This is a genomic window from Massilia sp. 9I, assembly GCF_902506415.1.
GTDB lineage: Bacteria > Pseudomonadota > Gammaproteobacteria > Burkholderiales > Burkholderiaceae_D > Telluria.
On the sequence record NZ_LR733275.1, the window covers coordinates 5,118,678 to 5,138,442 of the forward strand.

A 19,765-nucleotide genomic window follows, 5' to 3' on the forward strand; every position below is an offset into this window, starting at 1 on the left:
GTACATGATGCAGCCGCCGCACTCGCTGGACCAGCAGGAATCAGACGAGTTTCCGGACGAACCGGAGCACGGCGGCGCGTCTGCGGGCGAGGGCGAAGAGGTCCTGCCCACGCCCGAAGTCGCTACGGTGGACGAGCTGCGCAAGGTCTTGCAGGCCGAGCTCGCCACCGACACCACCCAGCACTACCTCAACCAGATCGGCACCCGCGCGCTCCTCAGCGCGAGCGAGGAATCCCAGGTCGCCACGCTGGCCAAGGCGGGTGACTTCGCGGCGCGCCAGAAGATGATCGAGCATAACCTGCGCCTGGTCGTCTCGATCGCCAAGCACTACATCAACCGCGGCGTCGTCCTGCTCGACCTGATCGAGGAGGGCAACATCGGCCTGATGCGTGCCATCGACAAGTTCGAGCCCGAACGGGGCTTTCGTTTCTCCACCTATGCCACCTGGTGGATCCGCCAGAGCATCGAACGCGCCATCATGAACCAGGCGCGCACGGTGCGCCTGCCGGTGCACATGGTGCGCGAGCTGAACCAGGTCCTGCGCGCCAAGTACCACCTCGAGGCCAAGGAGCACGACGGCAAGGAAGCCTCTTGCGAGGACATCGCCAGCCTGGTCGGGCGGCCGGTGGAAGAGGTGCAGGACATCCTGGCCCTGTCCGAACACGCGGCCTCGCTCGATGCGCCGCTCGACAACGACCCCAGCTCCAGCCTGATGGACATGCTGCCGGACGAGGGCGAGGCCAGCCCCGACGCGCGCGCCGAGCAGCACGAGATGACGGCCCTGGTGCGCGACTGGCTGGCGCGCCTGCCCGACAAGCAGCGGCAGGTGGTGACGCGCCGCTTCGGGCTGGACAACGACGATCCGGCCACGCTGGAGACCCTGGCGGAAGAGATGGGCGTGACGCGCGAGCGGGTGCGCCAGATCCAGCAGGAAGCGCTCATCAAGCTGAAACGGGCGATGGCGGCGCGCGGCGTCGTGCGCGATTCCCTTCTGTAGGCGGCAAGCGCCCCGGTAGCGCCCACCCCGTTTCCTTGCTATCATGCCCGCCGGGCCGCTTGCGCCCATTTTTTATTTGCGAACTCCTGCACAGCCTATCCTGTGCCCACTCCCTTTTTCAGCGACCATGCAAGAAATTTTCATCGACATCAAATCCCTGGATGCGGACGCGCGCGGCGTCGGCCACCTCGAGAACGAAGACGGCAGCCCGGGCAAGGTGATCTTCGTCGAAGGCGCACTGCCGGGCGAGCGCGTCAGCTTTGAAACCCTGCGCAAGAAGAAGAACTGGGAGTCGGGCCGCATGGTCACCCTGCAGCGCGCCTCGTCGATGCGCGTGGAGCCGAAGTGCAAGCACTTCGGCTACTGCGGCGGCTGCTCGATGCAGCACCTCGAACCCTCGGCCCAGGTCGCGATGAAACAGCGCGTCCTCGAGGACAACCTCTGGCACCTCGGCAAGGTGAAGTCCGAGATGATCATGCGCCCGATGTACGGCCCGACTTGGGACTACCGCTACCGCGCGCGCCTGTCGGTGCGCCATGTGGCGAAGAAGGGCGGGGTGCTGGTCGGCTTCCACGAGCGCGCCTCGTCCTACGTGGCCGACATCACCTACTGCGAAATCCTGCCGGACCACGTCGCCCAGCTGATCGCGCCGCTGCGCGAATTTGTCGGTCAGCTGTCGATCTACAACCAGATGCCGCAGATCGAAGTGGCGATCGGCGAAGAGGTCACGGTGCTGGTGCTGCGCATCATGGCGCCGCTCAGCCCGGCGGATGAACAGCTTGCGAAAGCCTTCGCCGACAAATGGAACATCCAGTGGTGGCTGCAGCCGAAGGGCCCGGACACGGCCTATCCATACTACCCGCTGGGCAAGGAGCTGTACTACACGCTGCCGGAATTCGGCATCAAAATGCCCTTCAAGCCGACCGACTTCACCCAGGTGAACCACCAGATCAACCGCGTGCTCGTCGCCAAGGCGCTGCGCCTGCTGGAGGTGCAGCCGGGCGAGCGCGTGGCCGACCTGTTCTGCGGCCTGGGCAACTTCACGCTGCCGCTGGCGACCCAGGCGCGCGAAGTGGTGGGCATCGAGGGCAGCACCGCGCTGACCACGCGCGCGCTTGAGAATGCCCAGGCCAACGGCCTGGCCAGCAAGACCTCGTTCTCGACCCGCAACCTGTTCGAAGTCACAAAGGAAGACCTGGTCGCCCTCGGCAAATTCGATCGCATGCTCGTCGACCCGCCGCGCGACGGCGCCATGGCCCTGTCGCTGGCGCTGGCCGACCTGCGCGAGACGCACGAGGAGCTGATGCCGCAGCGGATCGTGTACGTGTCCTGCAGCCCGTCCACGCTGGCACGCGACGCCGGCATCCTGGTGCACAAGGCGGGCTATGTGCTGAAGAAAGCGGGCGTCTGCAACATGTTCCCGCACACCTCGCACGTGGAGTCGATCGCGGTGTTCGAGCTGGGCGAGAAGCCGGCAGCGGCCGCCGCCTACGAAGTGCCCGCCGAAGCCGCGTAACCGCAATTCGCGCAACCCGGGGTCAGGTCTAACATTCCAACACGGGCTCAAGCGTGCGAGTCCGGTACGGAAGAGCTTGTGTAGAAATGTTAGACCTGACCCCGGTGTTGGGCGGATGGAAGGCCAAAGAAAAAGCCGACCCTGAGGTCGGCTTTGTCATTGCGGCGGGGTGATCAGTCGTCGCCGCCGAAGATGCCCAGCAGGCGCAGCAGGCTGGTGAAGATGTTGTACACGTCGAGGTAGATGGACAGCGTGGCCGTGATGTAGTTGGTTTCGCCGCCGTTGACGACGCGCTGCACGTCGAACAGGATGAAGGCCGAGAAGATGCCGATGGCCATCAGCGAGACGACGATGGTCAGGGCCGTCATCTGCAGGAAGATGTTGGCGACCGCGGCCAGGATCAGGATGATCGCGCCGGCCATCAGCCAGCTGCCCATGCCCGAGAAGTCGCGCTTGGTGGTGGTGGCGATGCTGGCCATCACGGCGAACACGCAGGCGGTGCCGCCGAACGCGGTCATGATCAGGGTGCCGCCGTTCGAGTAGCCCAGGGTATGCTGCAGCAGCGGGGTCAGCAGCAGGCCCATGACGAAGGTGAAGGCCAGCAGCAGGCCCAGGCCGACGGCCGAGTCCTTGAACTTCTGGATCGCGAAGATGAAGCCGAACACGACGAGCATCAGGCCGAGGAAGCCGAGGCCGCCGATCGAAGCCATCAGGTCGAACGAGACGCCGATGTATGCGCCCAGCACGGTCGGGATCATCGACAGCGCCAGCAGCCAGTAAGTATTGCGCAGGACGTTGTTGCGTGTAACCTGGCCCCGACCAGCCTTGGTCAGGTCGATCGTACTGCGTGGTTGCGAATTAGGGAACATGGTGCCTCCGGTTGGTGGATGAGCGTCACTGAAAACCATACAAGCTGATGCTTAGTAAAGCCTTAAAACAGGACGGTTTTGCCCCGCAACTCTACCACTTCGCTTGCCAGTGCTGCAATATCGGATATGTGAGGGAGCTGTGGTAAAATTAAAGGTTGATTGAGTTCCAAATTTTAATCAAGTTCTCGATTTAAACCCTTCTTTTTATTGGAGTTTTTACATGGCAATCGAACGCACCCTGAGCATCATCAAGCCTGACGCAGTCGCGAAAAACGTGATCGGCCAGATCTACACCCGTTTTGAAAACGCCGGCCTGAAGATCGTCGCTGCCCGCATGACCCAGCTGACCCGCGAACAGGCTGAAGGCTTCTACGCTGCCCACAAGGAGCGCGGCTTCTTTAACGACCTGGTCACCTTCATGGTGTCGGGCCCGGTCATGATCCAGGCCCTGGAAGGCGAGAACGCCGTCCTGGCGCACCGCGACCTGATGGGCGCGACCGATCCGAAGAAGGCCGAGAAAGGCACCATCCGCGCCGATTTCGCCGATTCGATCGATGCCAACGCCGTGCACGGTTCGGACGCTGTCGAAGCTGCCAAAGTCGAAATCGCTTACTTCTTCCCAGAACTGAAGTAATCGGTTTTATTGCATCAAGAACCGCTCGTCCGCGGCCCAGGGCCGGTGCGAGCGGGGATATTTGGAAAAGTTACAGGATTTATCATGACGACTCTCACCAATCTGCTGGACTTCGATCCCGCGCAACTGGTCGCCTATTGCGCCGAGCTGGGTGAGAAGCCGTTCCGTGCCAAGCAATTGCAGCGATGGATCCACCAGTTCGGCGCGTCGAATTTCGACGACATGACCGACCTGGCCAAGTCGCTGCGCGAAAAACTCCAGACCCGCGCCGAGATCCGAGCCCCGGGCATCATCAGCGACCATACCTCGACCGACGGCACCCGCAAGTGGCTGGTCGACGTCGGCAATGGCAACGCCGTGGAAACCGTGTTCATCCCGGAAGAAAACCGCGGCACGCTGTGCATCTCGACCCAGGCCGGCTGCGCCGTCAACTGCCGCTTCTGCTCGACCGGCAAGCAGGGCTTCAACCGCAACCTCACCGTGGCCGAAATCATCGGCCAGCTGTGGATGGCCGAGTTCGAGCTGCGCCGTACCAAGGGCATCGAGCCGGGTCCGAAGGGGGAACGCCAGATCACGAATGTGGTCATGATGGGTATGGGTGAACCGCTGCTGAACTACGAGCCGACCGTCACCGCGCTCAAGATGATGTTGGACGACAACGCCTACGGCCTGTCGCGCCGCCGCGTGACCCTGTCGACCTCGGGCGTGGTTCCGAACATCGACAAGCTGTCGCAGGACGCGCCGGTGGCCCTGGCCGTGTCGCTGCACGCGTCGAACGACGCCCTGCGCGACATCCTGGTGCCGCTGAATAAAAAATACCCGCTGCGCGAGCTGCTGGCCGCGTGCAAGCGCTACCTGGAATTCGCCCCGCGCGACTTCATCACTTTCGAATACTGCATGCTCGACGGCTTCAACGACAGCGACGAGCACGCGCGCGAGCTGATCGCCCTGGTGAATGACCCGGTGGTCGGTATCAACTGCAAGTTCAACCTGATCCCGTTCAACCCGTTCCCGGAATCGGGCCTGACCCGCTCGAAGAACCCGCGCATCAAGGCCTTCGCCCAGGTGCTGATAGACGCCGGCATCGTCACCACCGTGCGCAAGACGCGCGGCGACGACATCGACGCCGCCTGCGGCCAGCTGGCCGGCGAGGTGCAGGACCGCACCCGTGTGGCCCAGCGCATGGAGAAGATGGCCGAGTACCAGAAAAAGTTCGGCGCCGACTTCGGGCGTATCGTGGAGATCCCTTCCTGATGCGCGGCGCCGCGGTAGGGTTTTGCGCCGCGCCTCTGGCGGCGTTCCTGGCAACTCTCGCTCTGCTCGGGGGCTGCGCCAGCAATGGCGGCGGCGAACTGAAGACCGCGTCCGACGTCACCGCGGCGGAAAAACGCGCCTCGCTGCGCCTGCAGCTGGCGGTCGGCTACTACCAGAACGGCCAGTACGAGATCGCGCTGGACGAGGTCAAGCAGGCGATCGCCGCCGACCCGTCCTACGCCGAAGCCTATGGCGTGCGCGCGCTGGTCTATACCGCGATGGGCCAGTTGCAGCTGGCGGACGACAACTACCAGCAGGCCCTGCGCCTGAAGCCGGGCAATCCCGACCTGTCGAACAACTACGGCTCCTTCCTGTGCCAGTCGCTGAACAAGCCGGCCCAGGCCATGCCTTACTTCGACACGGCGCTGCGCAACCCGGCCTACCAGACCCCAGTGAGCGCGCTGGTGAACGCGGGCCTGTGCAGCGTACGCAGCAAGAACCACCAGGCCGCCGAGCGCTACCTGCTCGAGGCCGTGCGCTACAACCCGGACCTGCAGGCCACGAACGCCGGCCTGGCACGGATCTACTACGAGCGGCGCGATTACCAGCGCGCCGGTTTTTTCATTAACCGCCTGATCGAGACTTCGAAACTCGACACCCTGTCGGCCGACGCACTGTGGCTGGCGCTGCGCGTGCAGCGCAAGACGGGCGACCGGTCCAATGAAGCCAGCCTCGCAGCCCAGCTGCGGCGGCGCTTCCCCGGTTCGCCGGAGTACGCGGCCTTCGAGCGCGGCGCATTTGATGAGTGAGACAAGAACCATGAACGAGCATGCAGACCAGCCGGCGACGCCGGGCAATGACGCGGGCCTTCCCGGCAAGACCCTGCAATCCCAGCGCGAAGCGATGGGCTGGAGCGTGGAGCAAGTGGCCGACCAGCTGAAGCTGGCGCCGCGCCAGGTGGTGGCATTGGAAGCCGGCGACTACGCCTCGCTCCCGAGCCCGGCCGTGACGCGCGGCTTCGTGCGCGCCTACGCCAAGCTCCTGAAGATCGACGCCGCCCCGCTGGTGGCCAAGATCGAGATGAACATGCCGCCGGAAGCGCAAGCCGGCGCGACCGCCTCGATCCCGCGCCGCGAACAGCGCCCGGCCTCGTTCTCGCAAAGCCGTTTCCCGATCGGCGGCAAGCGCAATAAAGTGCCGGTCGGCCTGATCGCCGGCGCCATCGCCGTGATCGCCGCCGGCGCCGCGCTGTGGCATTTCGGCCTGATCCCGGGCAGCCGCCCGCAGTCGGCTACCGAAGGCGAGGCCGTCCTCGAATCGCCGGTGGTGGCCCCGAGCACCACCGCGCCGGCCGCGGGCCACGACACGCTGCAGAATCCGTCCGTGCCGCTGATCTCGGTGCCGGCGCCGGCAGGCGAGGGCGCGACCGCGCCTGCAGCTGCCCCGACTACTGCCCCGGCCGCCGCGCCGGGCACGGCTCCGGCGACGGCGCCAAGTGCGGCGCCGGCTGCCACCACGCCGGCCGCACCGGCCGCCGCCACGCCGCCTGCCGCGACGCTGGCCGCACCCGTCACCGCCGCACCTGCTCCGGCAGCCGCAGCCGCCGGCGGCAACGCGCTGGTGCTGAACGTGCGCGAAGATGCCTGGATCGGCGTCGTCGTCGGCGGCAAGCGTGTCCTCTGGCGCGAAGTCAAGGCCGGTGCGACCGAGACGATCGACGTCACCGGTCCGGGCGTGCTGACCGTCGGTAATCCGGGCGCCGTGACGGCGACCCTGCGCGGCGCTGCTGTCGCCCTGCAGGAAGCGCCGGGCAAGAAGTTTGCGCAAGTGGCATTGAAGTAAGCAATGGAACAGAACATGAACGAACGCTGCATTGGCGAGCCTGGCGCGGCCCGACCGATTCCCTCCGGCCCGCTGGCGCGCCGCGCCAGCCGCAAGGTGCTGGTCTCGCACGGTCAGCGCAAGGTCTGGGTCGGCGGCGACGCGCCAGTCGTGGTGCAGTCGATGACCAACACCGACACGGCCGACGTGATCGGCACCGCGATCCAGGTCAAGGAACTGGCGCGCGCCGGTTCCGAGATCGTCCGCATCACCGTGGACACGCCGGCCGCGGCCGCCGCGGTGCCGGCAATCCGCGAACAGCTCGACCGCATGGAGATCGACACCCCGCTGGTGGGCGACTTCCACTACAACGGCCACCTGCTGCTGCGCGACTATCCGGAATGCGCGCAGGCGCTGTCGAAATACCGCATCAATCCGGGCAACGTGGGGCAGGGCGCCAAGCGCGACACCCAGTTCGCCCAGATGATCGAGATCGCCGCCAGGTACGACAAGCCGGTGCGCATCGGCGTCAACTGGGGCTCGCTGGATCAGTCGCTGCTGGCCCGCATCATGGACGAGAACGCCGCCCGCGCCACGCCGTGGAGCGCGCAGGCCGTGATGTACGAAGCCTTGATCACCTCGGCGATCGAGAATGCCATGCGCGCCGAAGAAGTCGGCCTGGCGCGCGACAAGATCATCCTGAGCTGCAAGGTGTCGGGCGTGCAGGACCTGATCGCGGTCTACCGCGAGCTGGCCCGCCGCTGCGACTATCCGCTGCACCTGGGCCTGACCGAGGCCGGCATGGGCAGCAAGGGCATCGTCGCCTCGACCGCGGCGCTGTCGGTGCTGCTGCAGGAAGGCATCGGCGACACCATCCGCATTTCGCTGACCCCGGAACCGGGCGGCGACCGCACCAAGGAAGTGGTGGTCGGCCAGGAGATCCTGCAGACCATGGGCCTGCGCAAGTTCACCCCGATGGTGATCGCTTGCCCGGGCTGCGGCCGCACGACGTCCACCGTGTTCCAGGAGCTGGCGGACAACATCCAGACTTTCCTGCGCGAGCAGATGCCGGAGTGGAAGAAGACCTATCCGGGCGTGGAAGCGATGAACGTGGCCGTGATGGGCTGCATCGTCAACGGCCCGGGCGAATCGAAGCACGCGAACATCGGCATCAGCCTGCCGGGTACGGGCGAATCGCCGGCGGCGCCGGTGTTTGTCGATGGCCAGAAGTTCGCCACCCTGCGCGGCGAGCGCATCGTGGAGGAGTTCAAGACCATCGTGCTGAACTACGTGCAGAAGAATTACGGGCGCCAAGAGGCGGTCGCACAATAAGATATACAACGTCGTCCCGGCGCAGGCCGGGACCCAAGTTTCGTCGAGCAGCCGGTCTGCCCGCAAACTTAGGTTCCGGCCTTCGCCGGAACGACGGTCTTTAGGGTAACAATATGTCCAAACCAGAAAAAATCGTCGCCGTCAAAGGCATGAACGACATCCTCCCGCAAGATGCACCGATGTGGGAGCTGTTCGAGAACACCGCCGAGACCATCCTGAAGAGCTACGGCTACCAGAAGATCGTCACCCCGATCGTCGAGGACACCTCGCTGTTCGCGCGCGCCATCGGCGCCGTCACCGACATCGTCGAGAAGGAGATGTACTCCTTCGAGGACTCGATGAACGGCGACCAGCTGACCCTGCGTCCGGAAGGCACCGCCGGCGCCGTGCGCGCCGTGATCGAGCATAACCTCGTGTACGACGGCCCCAAGCGCCTGTGGTACAAGGGCCCGATGTTCCGCCACGAGCGTCCACAGCGCGGCCGCTACCGCCAGTTCTTCCAGTTCGGCGCCGAAGCCGTCGGCTTCTCGGGCCCGGACATCGACGCCGAGCTGATCATGCTGTGCCGCCGCCTGTGGGACGACCTCGGCCTGCAGAACGTGCGCCTCGAGCTGAATTCGATCGGCAATGCCGACGAGCGCCTGCGCCACCGCGCCGACCTGATCGCCTACCTGGAAAAGCACGAGGACATCCTCGACGCCGAAGCCAAGCGCCGCCTGCACAGCAACCCGCTGCGCATCCTGGACACCAAGAACCCTGCCATGCAGGAGATGGTCAACGCGGCGCCGAAGCTGCTGGATTACTTGGGCGAAGAATCGCTGGCGCACCTGAACGGCCTGAAGAACATCCTCGACCGCAACGCGGTGCAGTACACCATCAACCCGCGCCTGGTGCGCGGCCTGGATTACTACAACCGCACCGTGTTCGAGTGGGTCACCGACGAGCTCGGCTCGCAGGGCACCATCTGCGCGGGCGGCCGCTACGATCCGCTGATCGAGCAGTTCGGCGGCAAGCCGACCCCGGCGGTCGGTTTCGCGATGGGCATCGAGCGCATCATCGAACTGATGAAGGGCCTGGGCGAGACCCAGAGCCCGAGCCAGTGCGACGTCTACCTGGTCCATCAGGGCGAGGAAGCGCAGCTGCAGGCCTTCATCCTGGGCGAGCGCCTGCGGGATGCCGGCCTGGATGTTGTGTTACATTGCGCAACGCCGGCAGGCGCGGGCAGCTTCAAGAGCCAGATGAAGAAGGCCGACGGCAGCGGCGCTTCGTTTGCCGTGATCATCGGCGAAGACGAGATCGCGTCCGGCCAGGCGGCCGTGAAGGCGATGCGCGGCGAAGCCGGCGAACAGCAGCAGGCCAAGGTCGCCTTCGAGCAAGTGGTCGACTACGTGGTCGACCAGATCGTCGGCGGCGGCGGACACGACTGCGACGACGAGAACTGCAACGAGCACGGCCATCACCACCACTAAGATTCCCGTAGCACCCGATCCACCACCACGATAAAAAACAGAGCAGAACATGGCATACGACCTCGAAGAACAGGAACAGATAGCGAACTTCAAGGCCTTCTGGGCCCGATTCGGTAACCTCATCATGGGCGTGCTGATCGTCGCGCTGCTGTCCTATGCGGGCTACAACTTCTGGAATTCGCACAAGCGCAACCAGGCCGTCGAGGCTTCGGCGCTGTACGACGAACTGCAGGCGGCGCTGGCGGCGAACGACAACGCCAAGACCCAGCGCATCGCCGGCGACATCCAGAAGAAGTACGACGGCACCGTCTACGCGCAGATGGCCGCGCTGGGCGCCGCCAAGACCGCCTTCGAGGCGAACGACCTCAAAACCGCCAAAACCCAGCTGCAGTGGGTGGCGGACCATGGCAACGACGAATACAAGGCGGTCGCGAAGCTGCGCCTGGCCGGCGTGCTGCTGGACGAGAAGTCCTTCGACGCCGCCCTGAAGCTGCTGAACGAGACCTACCCGGCGCAGTTCTCGGCTGAAGTGTCGGACCGCAAAGGCGACGTGCTGGTGGCGCAGAACAAGCTGGCCGAAGCACGTCAGGCCTACATTGCCGCGTATGCCGCGATGGACAAGAATAACCCGGGCCGCCAGCTGGTCCAGGTCAAGCTTGAAGCAATCGGCGGCTCGGTGCCGGAAGCGAAAGACGCGAAAGCAGCTGCGTAAGATCTAAGATTGACAGGCCCGCGTCCGCCCAAATGGCGAGCGCGGGCTTTCGTCCTCTACAGTCCAAGGAACAAGGTTAAAGAATATGCGTATTAGCAGCAAACTTGTTGGTGTTGGTGTACTGGCCCTGATGACGGGCTGCTCGAGCCTTCCTTCGCTCAGCTCGCTGAATCCGTTCTCGTCGAAGTCGAAGACCGACCAGCCGGCGCCCCTCGTCGAGCTGAAAGCCTCGATGGCCGTGCGCACCGCGTGGAAGCTCGACATCGGCAAGGCCGGCGCCTACCAGTTCTCGCCTGCACTGGCCGGCAACACGGTGGTGGTGGCCAGCGCCGGCGGCGATATCGCACGCGTCGAAGCCGTCAGCGGCAAGCTGATGTGGCGCACCAAGGCTGGTAGCGAGCTCTCCAGCGGCGTCGGCACCGACGGCAACCTGATCGTGGTCGGCGGCGCCAAGGGCACCGTGCTGGCCTTCGACATGGACGGCAAGAAGCTGTGGAGCACCCAGCTGTCGAGCGAACTCCTGTCCTCGCCGGTGGTCGGCCAGGGCATCGTCGTTGCGCGCAGCCTGGACAACCGCATCGTCGGCCTGGATGCCAAGACCGGCGAAAAGAAATGGACCGTGCAGCGCACTGCGCCGGCCCTGACCCTGCGTACTTCGCCGGGCATGATCGTGAATAACACCGACGTGATCGTCGCCCAGCCGGCCGGCAAGCTGTCGTCAATGCTGCTGGCCACCGGCGCGCCGCGCTGGGACGTCGAAGTCGGCGTGGCGCGCGGCGCCACCGAGCTGGAACGCGTGACCGACATCGGCGGCACCCCGGTGCTGTTCGAAAGCGACGTCTGCGCCGTGTCCTACCAGGGCCGCGTGGCTTGCTTCGACGCAGCCGCCGGTTCGCCGAAATGGACCCGCGACCTGTCCTCCGAGGTCGGCGTCGCCGTCGACCAGCGCTTCGTGTTCGCGCCGGACGACAAGGGCGCCCTGTATGCCTTCAACCGCGACACCGGTTCGAGTGCCTGGAAGAACGACAAGCTGGCCTTCCGCCGCCTGTCGACCCCCGTCTCCTACGGCCGCGCCGTAGCGGTGGGTGACTACCAGGGCATCGTGCACTTCCTGTCGCGCGAAGACGGCTCCTTCCTGGCGCGCGCCGCCACCGACGGCAGCCCCATCGTGGGCACCCCGCTGGTGGCTGGATCGCACCTGATTTTTCAAACGCAAAATGGAACTGTGACCGCGATCGCGGTCGAATAAAATAATTACATGAAGCCGGTAATCGCACTCGTTGGTCGCCCGAACGTCGGGAAGTCGACCCTATTCAACCGCCTGACCCGTTCGCGGGACGCGCTGGTGGCCGACCTCCCTGGCCTGACCCGCGACCGCCACTATGGCGAAGGCCGGATCGGCGAACGGCCGTTCCTGGTCATCGACACCGGCGGTTTCGAACCGGTCGCCAAAGAGGGCATCATGCACGAGATGGCGCTGCAGACGCGCCAGGCGGTGGCCGAAGCCGACGTCGTCGTGTTCATCGTCGACGGCCGCCAGGGCCTGACCCCGCACGACAAGACCATCACCGATTACCTGCGCAAGCAGAACCGCAAGGTCATGCTCGTGGTCAACAAATCCGAAGGCATGAAGTACACCTCGGTGACCGCCGATTTCTACGAGCTCGGCATGGGTGACCCTTACGTGATCTCCGCCGCCCACGGCGACGGCGTGCACGACCTGGTGGTCGAGGCGCTCGACTTCGCTTTCGAAAACCGCGCCGAGAACGAGGAAGAACTCGAGCATCCGGACCACGGCATCAAGATCGCCATCGTGGGTCGCCCGAACGTGGGCAAGTCGACCCTGATCAATACCCTGGTTGGCGAGCAGCGCGTGATCGCCTTCGACATGCCGGGCACCACCCGCGACTCGATCGAAGTGCCGTTCGAGCGTGATGGAAAGAAATACACCCTGATCGACACGGCCGGTATCCGCCGACGCGGCAAGATTTTCGAAGCCATCGAGAAGTTCTCGGTGGTCAAGACGATGCAGTCGATCTCGGACGCCAACGTCGTCGTGCTGCTGCTCGACGCCCAGCAGGATATTTCCGAGCAGGACGCCCACATCGCCGGCTTCATCCTGGAATCGGGCAGGGCGCTGGTGGTGGCCGTCAACAAGTGGGACGGCCTGCAGTCGGACCAGCGCGACCAGGTCAAGACGGACCTCGACCGCAAGCTCGACTTCCTCTCCTTCGCCAAGACCCACTTCGTGTCGGCGCTGAAAGGCACCGGTATCAGCCAGCTGATGAAGTCGGTGGATTCGGCCTATGCCGCCGCGACCGCGAACCTGTCGACGCCGCGCCTGACGCGCGCGCTGCAGGAAGCGATCGAAAAGCAGGAGCCGAAGCGCAAGGGCAGCATCCGTCCCAAGATGCGCTATGCCCACCAGGGCGGCCAGAATCCGCCCATCATCGTCATCCACGGCAATGCGCTCGAGGCGGTCAGCGACCCCTACAAGCGCTATCTGGAAAAGCATTTCCGCGACACCTTCAACCTGGTCGGCACTCCGGTGCGCATTGAATTCAAGTCCGGTAAGAATCCTTTTGCCAAGGAGCAGAATTAAGCCTAGCAGTACGACAAAATGTGGCGAAACAGGTTACAGTAGCTTAGGGCTTTCATTCGCGACAGCGGAATGTGGCCCAGGCACTTGAAATTTGGCAAACCGCCACAATTTTTAAACTACAACAACATTACGGAGCTGTTATGAGCAACAAAGGGCAACTGTTACAAGACCCATTCCTGAACGCCTTGCGCAAGGAGCACGTCCCCGTCTCCATCTACCTGGTCAACGGCATCAAACTGCAAGGCCACATCGAATCTTTCGACCAGTACGTCGTCCTGCTTCGTAATACCGTGACCCAGATGGTCTACAAGCATGCCATTTCCACCGTCGTCCCGGCTCGCGCCGTCAACCTTAACCTCGACTCCGAAGCCGAGTAAGGCCGATGGCTGACGCCCCCGGCAACACCTCCATGCGCGCAGCGCTGGTCGGCATCGACTTCGGTACTGGCGATTTCACCGCCAGCCTGGAAGAGCTGTCCCTGCTTGCGCGCTCCGCCGGCGCCGAACCGATTACCACGATCACGGCCAAGCGCAGCAGTCCCGATCCTGCCCATTTCGTCGGCAGCGGCAAGGCCGACGAAATCAAGATGGCCTGCAAGGCCGAAGGGATCGAGCTCGTCATCTTCAACCACGCCCTGTCTCCGGCCCAGCAGCGCAACCTCGAACGCCGCCTGGAAGTGCGCGTGGTCGACCGTACCAGCCTGATCCTCGACATCTTCGCCCAACGCGCCCAGAGCCACGAGGGCAAGCTGCAAGTGGAGCTTGCTCAGCTGCAACACCTGGCCACGCGCCTGATCCGCGGCTGGACCCACTTGGAACGCCAGAAGGGTGGTATCGGCCTGCGCGGTCCCGGTGAAACCCAGCTCGAGACCGACCGCCGCCTGATCGGCGAGCGCGTCAAGCAATTGCGCATCCGCCTCACCAAGCTGCGCAAGCAGCACGAGACCCAGCGCCGCCAGCGCGGGCGCAACCAGACATTCTCGGTGTCGCTGGTCGGCTATACCAACGCCGGCAAGTCGACGCTGTTCAACACGCTCACCAAGGCCGGGGTGTATGTTGCGAACCAGCTGTTCGCGACCCTCGACACCACCAGCCGTCGCCTCTATCTGGGCGACGAGGTGGGCTCGGTGGTGATCTCCGACACCGTCGGCTTCGTGCGCGAACTGCCGCACCAGCTGGTGGCGGCCTTCCGCGCCACGCTCGAAGAGACCATCCACGCCGACCTGCTGCTGCATGTGGTCGACGGCAATTCGCCGGTGCGCATGGAGCAGATCGAGCAGGTCAACGAAGTCCTGCGTGAGATCGGCGCCGACCACGTGCCCCAGATCCTGGTCTGGAACAAGATCGACGCCGCCGGGCTGGAGCCTGGGATCGAGCGTGATGAGTATGATAAGATCAGCCGCGTTTTCATCAGCGCCCATAGCGGGGCCGGGCTGGACCTGCTGCGCGAGGCCATCGTCGAATCGGCGAAGGCGGCGCGCGCACCTGAAAGCAGTCAGGAGGGGGAGGAACCGGCGGTGGGCGGCTCCTTCGGCAATCCTGCGGACAATAACACAACAACTTCCCATCTCGGGCCACACTAGCCTATGCTCGTTTCTCTGCTAAAACGTTGCGGCATCAAACTGTCGCTCAACGATCCACGCTGGGGCCATAAACCCCAGGGTGACCACAAGGCCCAGGAGGGCCGCCGGCCGGGTGAAGGCCCGCCCGATCTCGATCAACTCTGGCGCGACTTCAACGCTCGCCTGAACCGCCTGTTCGGCGGCCGCAACAACGGCGGCGGCGACGGCGGCAATGGTCCCTCCGGCCGCGGCGACATGCGCGGCGCCAGCGTCACTGCTGGCGTGGTGGCGGTCATCGTCGGCCTGATCTGGCTGGCGAGCGGCGCCTTCATCGTGCAGGAAGGCCAGGTCGGCGTCGTCACCACCTTCGGCAAGCTCAGCCACAAGACCGGCGCCGGTTTCAACTGGCGCTGGCCGTACCCGATCCAGGCCCACGAGACCGTCAACGTCTCGCAGATCCGTACCGCCGAGATCGGCTACCGCGCGAACGTACGCAACAAGCAGCCGCAGGAAGCCCTGATGCTGACCGACGATGAAAACATCATCGACATCCAGTTCGCGGTGCAGTACACGCTGAAGGACCCGGTCCAGTGGCTGTTCAACAACCGCGAGAACGACGAAACCGTGCGCCAGGTCGCCGAGACCGCGATCCGCGAAGTGGTCGGCCGCAGCAAGATGGACTTCGTCCTGTACGAGGGCCGCGAAAAGGTCGCCGTCGACGTGCACCAGATGATGCAGCAGATCGTCGACCGCTACGCGCTGGGCGCCTTGATCACCAACGTGACCATGCAGGCGGTGCAGCCGCCGGAGCAGGTGCAGGAAGCCTTCGACGACGCCGTCAAGGCCGGCCAGGACCGTGCCCGCGCCCGTAACGAAGGCGAAGCCTACGCCAACCAGGTGATCCCGCAGGCGCGCGGCCAGGCCTTCCGCCTGGCCCAGGATGCCGAGGCCTACCGCTCGATGGTGGTGGAGAACGCGACCGGTAACGCCTCGCGCTTCGACCAGGTGGTGGCTGCTTACGGCAAGGCGCCGGCCGTCACGCGCGACCGCATGTACATCGACACCATGCAGCAGATCTTCTCCAACACCAGCAAGGTGATGGTCGATTCGCGCGCCGGCAATCCGATGATCTACCTGCCGCTCGACAAGCTGATCGGGCAGGGCGCGGGACAGGACGGTGTCGGCAACAAGTCGGGCCCTGTGCAGGTGCCGCAGTCGGCGCCGCCGACCGACGCCATGCAAGCCATGGATGCGGTGCGCCACCGCGACAGCCGCAGCCGCGATTCCTCACGTGACCGGGAGAGCCGTTAATGAACCGCCTCGTAACTTTATTTGTGGCGGGCTTCATTGCCCTGATGCTGCTGTCCTCGACCGTGTTCGTGGTGGACCAGCGCCGCTTCGCCATCGTGTTCGCCCTGGGCCAGGTGCGCGACGTGATCACCGAGCCGGGCCTGCACTTCAAGCTGCCGCCGCCGTTCCAGAACGTGATCTACCTGGACAAGCGCATCCTGACCTTGGACACGCCTGACGCCGACCGTTTCATCACGGCCGAGAAGAAGAACATCCTGGTGGATGCCTTCGTCAAGTGGCGCATCGTCGACCCGCGCCTGTATTTCGTCAGCTTCAGCGGCGACGAGAACCGCGCGCGCGACCGCATGTCGCAGATCGTCAAGGCGGCCCTGAACGACGAAATCACCAAGCGCACCGTGCGCGAAGTGATCTCCGGCGAGCGTGGCCGCGTGATGGAAGCGGTGAAGGAAAAGGTGGTTGCCGAAGCCAAGGAGATCGGCGTCGGCGTGGTGGATGTGCGCCTCAAGCGCGTGGACTACATCGAGCAGATCAACAACTCCGTGTACGAGCGCATGAAGGCCGAGCGCACTCGCGTGGCCAACGAACTGCGTTCGACCGGCGCCGCCGAATCCGAGCAGATCCGCGCCGACGCGGACCGCCAGCGCACCGTGATCATCGCCGAAGCCTTCCGCGAGGCCGAGAAGATCAAGGGTGACGGCGACGCCAAGGCCACCGCGATCTATGCCGAATCCTTCGGCAAGAACCCGGAATTCGCCAAGTTCTACCGCTCGCTGGAAGCCTACCGCGCGACGTTCAAGAACCGCGGCGACGTGATGGTGGTGGATCCGAATTCGGAGTTCTTCAAGTACTTCAAGCAGCCGGGTTCGAAGTAAGCTGGTTGAACTTGGATCCCGGCCTGCGCCGGGATGACGGTCTTTCGGTTTGTGCTGTCAGGAGCCGGTAACTCAGCTCAACCCTCGAATCAAAACGACGTCATCCCGGCGCAGGCCGGGATCCAATTTTGTTTGCATCGCGCCAACTCAAGCAGTATAGACAAGCGCCATTTAGTGGCACTCTGGCAACTCCAAAGCCTGTCAAATCAACATCCCCGTCCTACGCCTCCCCATTTTCGGGTAAAATTGCCGATTCGGCGCTCGCACCGTGCGCCGGCACGCCCGTGCCCTGAAACTTGCTCTTAAAAACAACTCGTTAGCTGTCTGCCCATGCCGAACTGGCTCCTGCCTGAGAATATCGCCGATGTCTTGCCGTCCGAGGCGCGCAAGATCGAGGATCTGCGCCGCAAGATGCTCGATACCTTCCGCCTGTACGGCTACGAACTGGTGATGCCGCCGCTGCTCGAGTACGTCGAGTCGCTGCTGGCGGGAGCAGGGCAGGACACCGAGCTGCGCACCTTCAAGGTGGTCGACCAGCTGTCCGGGCGCCTCTTGGGCCTGCGCGCCGACATGACCACCCAGGTCGCGCGCATCGACGCCCACCTGCTCAACCGCGATACCGTCACCCGCCTGTGCTACGCCGGCAGCGTGCTGCATACCCGCCCGTCGACCCTGCACGGCACCCGCGAGCCGATCCAGATCGGCTGCGAGATCTACGGCCACGCCGGCCTGGAAGCCGACGCCGAGATCCAGGAACTGGCCCTCGCTTCCGTCGCGCTGGCCGGATTCGACGACGTGCGCCTCGACCTGTGCCACGTCGGCATCCTGCGCGCCGTGCTGGCCGAAGACCCGGCCGCCCGCCGCGACGAAGCCCAGCTCATCGGCCTGCTGCGCGCCAAGGATGCGCCGGGCCTGGACGAGTTCACCCAACAATACGCTCCGAGCACCCGCAGGGCCCTGCTGGCGCTACCGCATTTGTACGGCGACGTCGACGTCCTGAAACGTGCGAAAGACGAACTGCCGGCGCTGCCGGGCATCACCCGCGCGCTGGCCGAACTGGCGGCGCTCGCCGCCGGCGCCATCGGACGCGCGGAAGTGGCGATCGACCTGGCCGACCTGCGCGGCTACCAGTACGAAAGCGGCGCCATGTTCGCGCTCTACGTGCCGGGCCTGCCGAACGCGGTGGCGCGAGGCGGCCGCTACGACCATGTGGGCGAAGCCTTCGGACGTGCGCGTCCGGCGACCGGCTTCTCGCTCGACCTGCGCGAACTGGCGCGGCTGCTACCGACCGCCGAGCGCAAACATTCCATCCGCGCGCCCTGGGGCAATGCCCTCGAGCTGAAGGAAAAAATCGCTGACCTGCGCAAGGCAGGCGAAGTCGTGATCCAGTCCATGCCGGGTCACGACAATGTTCAGGACGAGTTCGAGTGCGACCGCGTGCTCGTCCTCGAAAACGGAAATTGGATTCTCAAAAACTTAGGTTAAGTGATGTCAAATACTAACGTGGCAAAGAACGTCGTTGTCATCGGCACCCAGTGGGGCGATGAGGGTAAAGGTAAGATCGTCGACTGGCTGACCGACCATGCGGCCGGCGTCGTCCGTTTCCAGGGCGGCCATAACGCGGGCCACACGCTCGTGATCAAGGGCCAGAAGACCGCGCTGCAGCTGATCCCGTCGGGCATCATGCGCGAAGGCGTGGCCTGCTACATCGGCAACGGCGTCGTGGTCTCGGTACCGGACGTGATGCGCGAAATCGACAAGCTGCAGGCCGCCGGCATCGAAGTGGTGTCGCGCCTGAAGATCTCGGAAGCCTGCCCGGTTATCCTGCCTTACCACGTCGCCATCGACAAGGCGCGCGAAGCCAAGCGCGGCGAGAACAAGATCGGCACCACCGGCAAGGGCATCGGCCCGGCCTACGAAGACAAGGTCGCGCGCCGTGCGATCCGCATCGCCGACCTGCTGAACGAAGAGCGCTTCGCCGAGAAGCTCAAGGAAAACCTCGAGTACCACAACCACGTGCTGGTCAACTACCTGGGCGCCGATCCGATCGACTTCCAGCAGACCTACGACGACGCGATGGCCTTGGTGCCGCGCCTGCGCCCGATGGTGGGCGACGTCTCGTCGCAGCTGTACGCCGCCCACAAGGCCGGCGGCAGCCTGCTGTTCGAAGGCGCGCAGGGTTCGCTGCTCGACGTCGACCACGGCACCTATCCGTTCGTCACCTCGTCGAACTGCGTGGCGGGTAACGCCGCCGCCGGCGCCGGCGTGGGTCCGGGCATGCTGCACTACATCCTCGGCATCACCAAGGCCTACACCACCCGCGTCGGTTCGGGCCCGTTCCCGGCCGAACTGCCGACCGACGCCGGCGTCGGCGAGCACCTGTCGCGCGTGGGCCACGAGTTCGGCACCGTGACCGGCCGTGCGCGCCGCTGCGGCTGGTTCGACGCCGCGCTGCTGCGCCGCTCGGTGCAGATCAACGGCGTGTCGGGCATGTGCCTGACCAAGCTGGACGTGCTGGACGGGATCGAGTCGCTGAAGCTGTGCACCGGCTACAAGATCGACGGCCGTAACGTCGACATCTTCCCGGTCGGCGCTGAAGAAGCGGCGCTGTGCGAGCCGGTCTACGAAGAGATGCCGGGCTGGACCGAATCGACCGTCGGCGCCAAGTCGATGGAAGACTTGCCGGCCAACGCACGCGCCTACATCAAGCGCATCGAAGAACTGGTGGGCGTGCCGATCGACATGGTGTCGACCGGCCCGGACCGCGAAGAAACCATCGTGCTGCGTCATCCGTTCGCAGCCTGATCGTTCAAAC

Annotated in this window: 18 protein-coding genes; 17 read left to right on the forward strand and 1 reads right to left on the reverse strand. The window is 64.7% G+C overall.

Annotated features, from left to right (window positions below):
- The first annotated feature begins 4 nt into the window (after positions 1-4).
- Together rpoS and rlmD are read left to right on the forward strand one after the other, a co-directional pair.
- Positions 5-997 carry an RNA polymerase sigma factor RpoS gene (gene rpoS / locus GV068_RS22885; protein WP_159703434.1) on the forward strand — a complete coding sequence of 331 codons (993 nt, stop codon included), beginning with the start codon at positions 5-7 and terminating at the stop codon, positions 995-997.
- A gap of 127 nt (positions 998-1,124) precedes the next feature.
- Positions 1,125-2,513: a 23S rRNA (uracil(1939)-C(5))-methyltransferase RlmD gene (gene rlmD / locus GV068_RS22890; RefSeq protein ID WP_159703436.1), complete on the forward strand. Its 1,389-nt coding sequence runs from the start codon at positions 1,125-1,127 to the stop codon at positions 2,511-2,513.
- Between the two features lie 173 nt (positions 2,514-2,686).
- Here the strand turns inward: rlmD and GV068_RS22895 are convergent, their stop codons facing one another.
- Positions 2,687-3,382 carry a Bax inhibitor-1/YccA family protein gene (locus GV068_RS22895; RefSeq protein ID WP_159703438.1) on the reverse strand — a complete coding sequence of 232 codons (696 nt, stop codon included), beginning with the start codon at positions 3,380-3,382 and terminating at the stop codon, positions 2,687-2,689.
- Positions 3,383-3,602: 220 nt separating this feature from the next.
- Here GV068_RS22895 and ndk point away from each other — a divergent pair, with 220 nt between their 5' ends.
- From ndk to GV068_RS22970, 15 genes are all read left to right on the forward strand, one after another.
- On the forward strand, positions 3,603-4,016 hold the full coding sequence (gene ndk, locus GV068_RS22900; protein ID WP_159703440.1) for a nucleoside-diphosphate kinase: 414 nt from the start codon (positions 3,603-3,605) through the stop codon (positions 4,014-4,016).
- 84 nt (positions 4,017-4,100) lie between these two features.
- Positions 4,101-5,270, forward strand: a complete 1,170-nt coding sequence (rlmN, locus tag GV068_RS22905; RefSeq protein WP_201303338.1) for a 23S rRNA (adenine(2503)-C(2))-methyltransferase RlmN — start codon at positions 4,101-4,103, stop codon at positions 5,268-5,270.
- Positions 5,270-6,079, forward strand: coding sequence for a type IV pilus biogenesis/stability protein PilW (pilW, locus tag GV068_RS22910; protein WP_159703442.1), 810 nt, complete (start codon positions 5,270-5,272; stop codon positions 6,077-6,079). Before rlmN ends, pilW begins: the two co-directional genes overlap by 1 nt.
- A gap of 10 nt (positions 6,080-6,089) precedes the next feature.
- Positions 6,090-7,112, forward strand: coding sequence for a helix-turn-helix domain-containing protein (locus tag GV068_RS22915; protein ID WP_159703444.1), 1,023 nt, complete (start codon positions 6,090-6,092; stop codon positions 7,110-7,112).
- Positions 7,113-7,127: 15 nt separating this feature from the next.
- Positions 7,128-8,423, forward strand: coding sequence for a flavodoxin-dependent (E)-4-hydroxy-3-methylbut-2-enyl-diphosphate synthase (gene ispG, locus GV068_RS22920; RefSeq protein WP_159703446.1), 1,296 nt, complete (start codon positions 7,128-7,130; stop codon positions 8,421-8,423).
- A gap of 113 nt (positions 8,424-8,536) precedes the next feature.
- Positions 8,537-9,892, forward strand: a complete 1,356-nt coding sequence (hisS, locus tag GV068_RS22925) for a histidine--tRNA ligase (protein ID WP_159703448.1) — start codon at positions 8,537-8,539, stop codon at positions 9,890-9,892.
- A gap of 49 nt (positions 9,893-9,941) precedes the next feature.
- Positions 9,942-10,604 carry a tetratricopeptide repeat protein gene (locus GV068_RS22930; RefSeq protein WP_159703450.1) on the forward strand — a complete coding sequence of 221 codons (663 nt, stop codon included), beginning with the start codon at positions 9,942-9,944 and terminating at the stop codon, positions 10,602-10,604.
- Between the two features lie 85 nt (positions 10,605-10,689).
- Positions 10,690-11,853, forward strand: a complete 1,164-nt coding sequence (bamB, locus tag GV068_RS22935) for an outer membrane protein assembly factor BamB (protein WP_159703452.1) — start codon at positions 10,690-10,692, stop codon at positions 11,851-11,853.
- Positions 11,854-11,862: 9 nt separating this feature from the next.
- Entirely contained in the window at positions 11,863-13,206 is a 1,344-nt protein-coding gene (gene der, locus GV068_RS22940) for a ribosome biogenesis GTPase Der (RefSeq protein WP_159703454.1), read from the forward strand.
- A 140-nt stretch (positions 13,207-13,346) separates the two neighbouring features.
- Positions 13,347-13,583 carry an RNA chaperone Hfq gene (gene hfq / locus GV068_RS22945; protein ID WP_026354376.1) on the forward strand — a complete coding sequence of 79 codons (237 nt, stop codon included), beginning with the start codon at positions 13,347-13,349 and terminating at the stop codon, positions 13,581-13,583.
- A gap of 32 nt (positions 13,584-13,615) precedes the next feature.
- Positions 13,616-14,788 (forward strand): GTPase HflX, encoded by a 1,173-nt coding sequence (gene hflX / locus GV068_RS22950; protein ID WP_159705453.1) that lies wholly within the window; start codon positions 13,616-13,618, stop codon positions 14,786-14,788.
- Positions 14,789-14,791: 3 nt separating this feature from the next.
- A complete protein-coding gene (gene hflK / locus GV068_RS22955) occupies positions 14,792-16,078 on the forward strand; it encodes an FtsH protease activity modulator HflK (RefSeq protein WP_159703456.1) in 1,287 nt (428 codons plus the stop codon).
- Positions 16,078-16,950, forward strand: coding sequence for a protease modulator HflC (hflC, locus tag GV068_RS22960; RefSeq protein WP_159703458.1), 873 nt, complete (start codon positions 16,078-16,080; stop codon positions 16,948-16,950). Before hflK ends, hflC begins: the two co-directional genes overlap by 1 nt.
- A gap of 330 nt (positions 16,951-17,280) precedes the next feature.
- Positions 17,281-18,435 carry an ATP phosphoribosyltransferase regulatory subunit gene (locus GV068_RS22965; RefSeq protein WP_159703461.1) on the forward strand — a complete coding sequence of 385 codons (1,155 nt, stop codon included), beginning with the start codon at positions 17,281-17,283 and terminating at the stop codon, positions 18,433-18,435.
- A gap of 3 nt (positions 18,436-18,438) precedes the next feature.
- Positions 18,439-19,755, forward strand: coding sequence for an adenylosuccinate synthase (locus GV068_RS22970; RefSeq protein WP_159703464.1), 1,317 nt, complete (start codon positions 18,439-18,441; stop codon positions 19,753-19,755).
- The last annotated feature ends 10 nt before the right edge of the window (positions 19,756-19,765 follow it).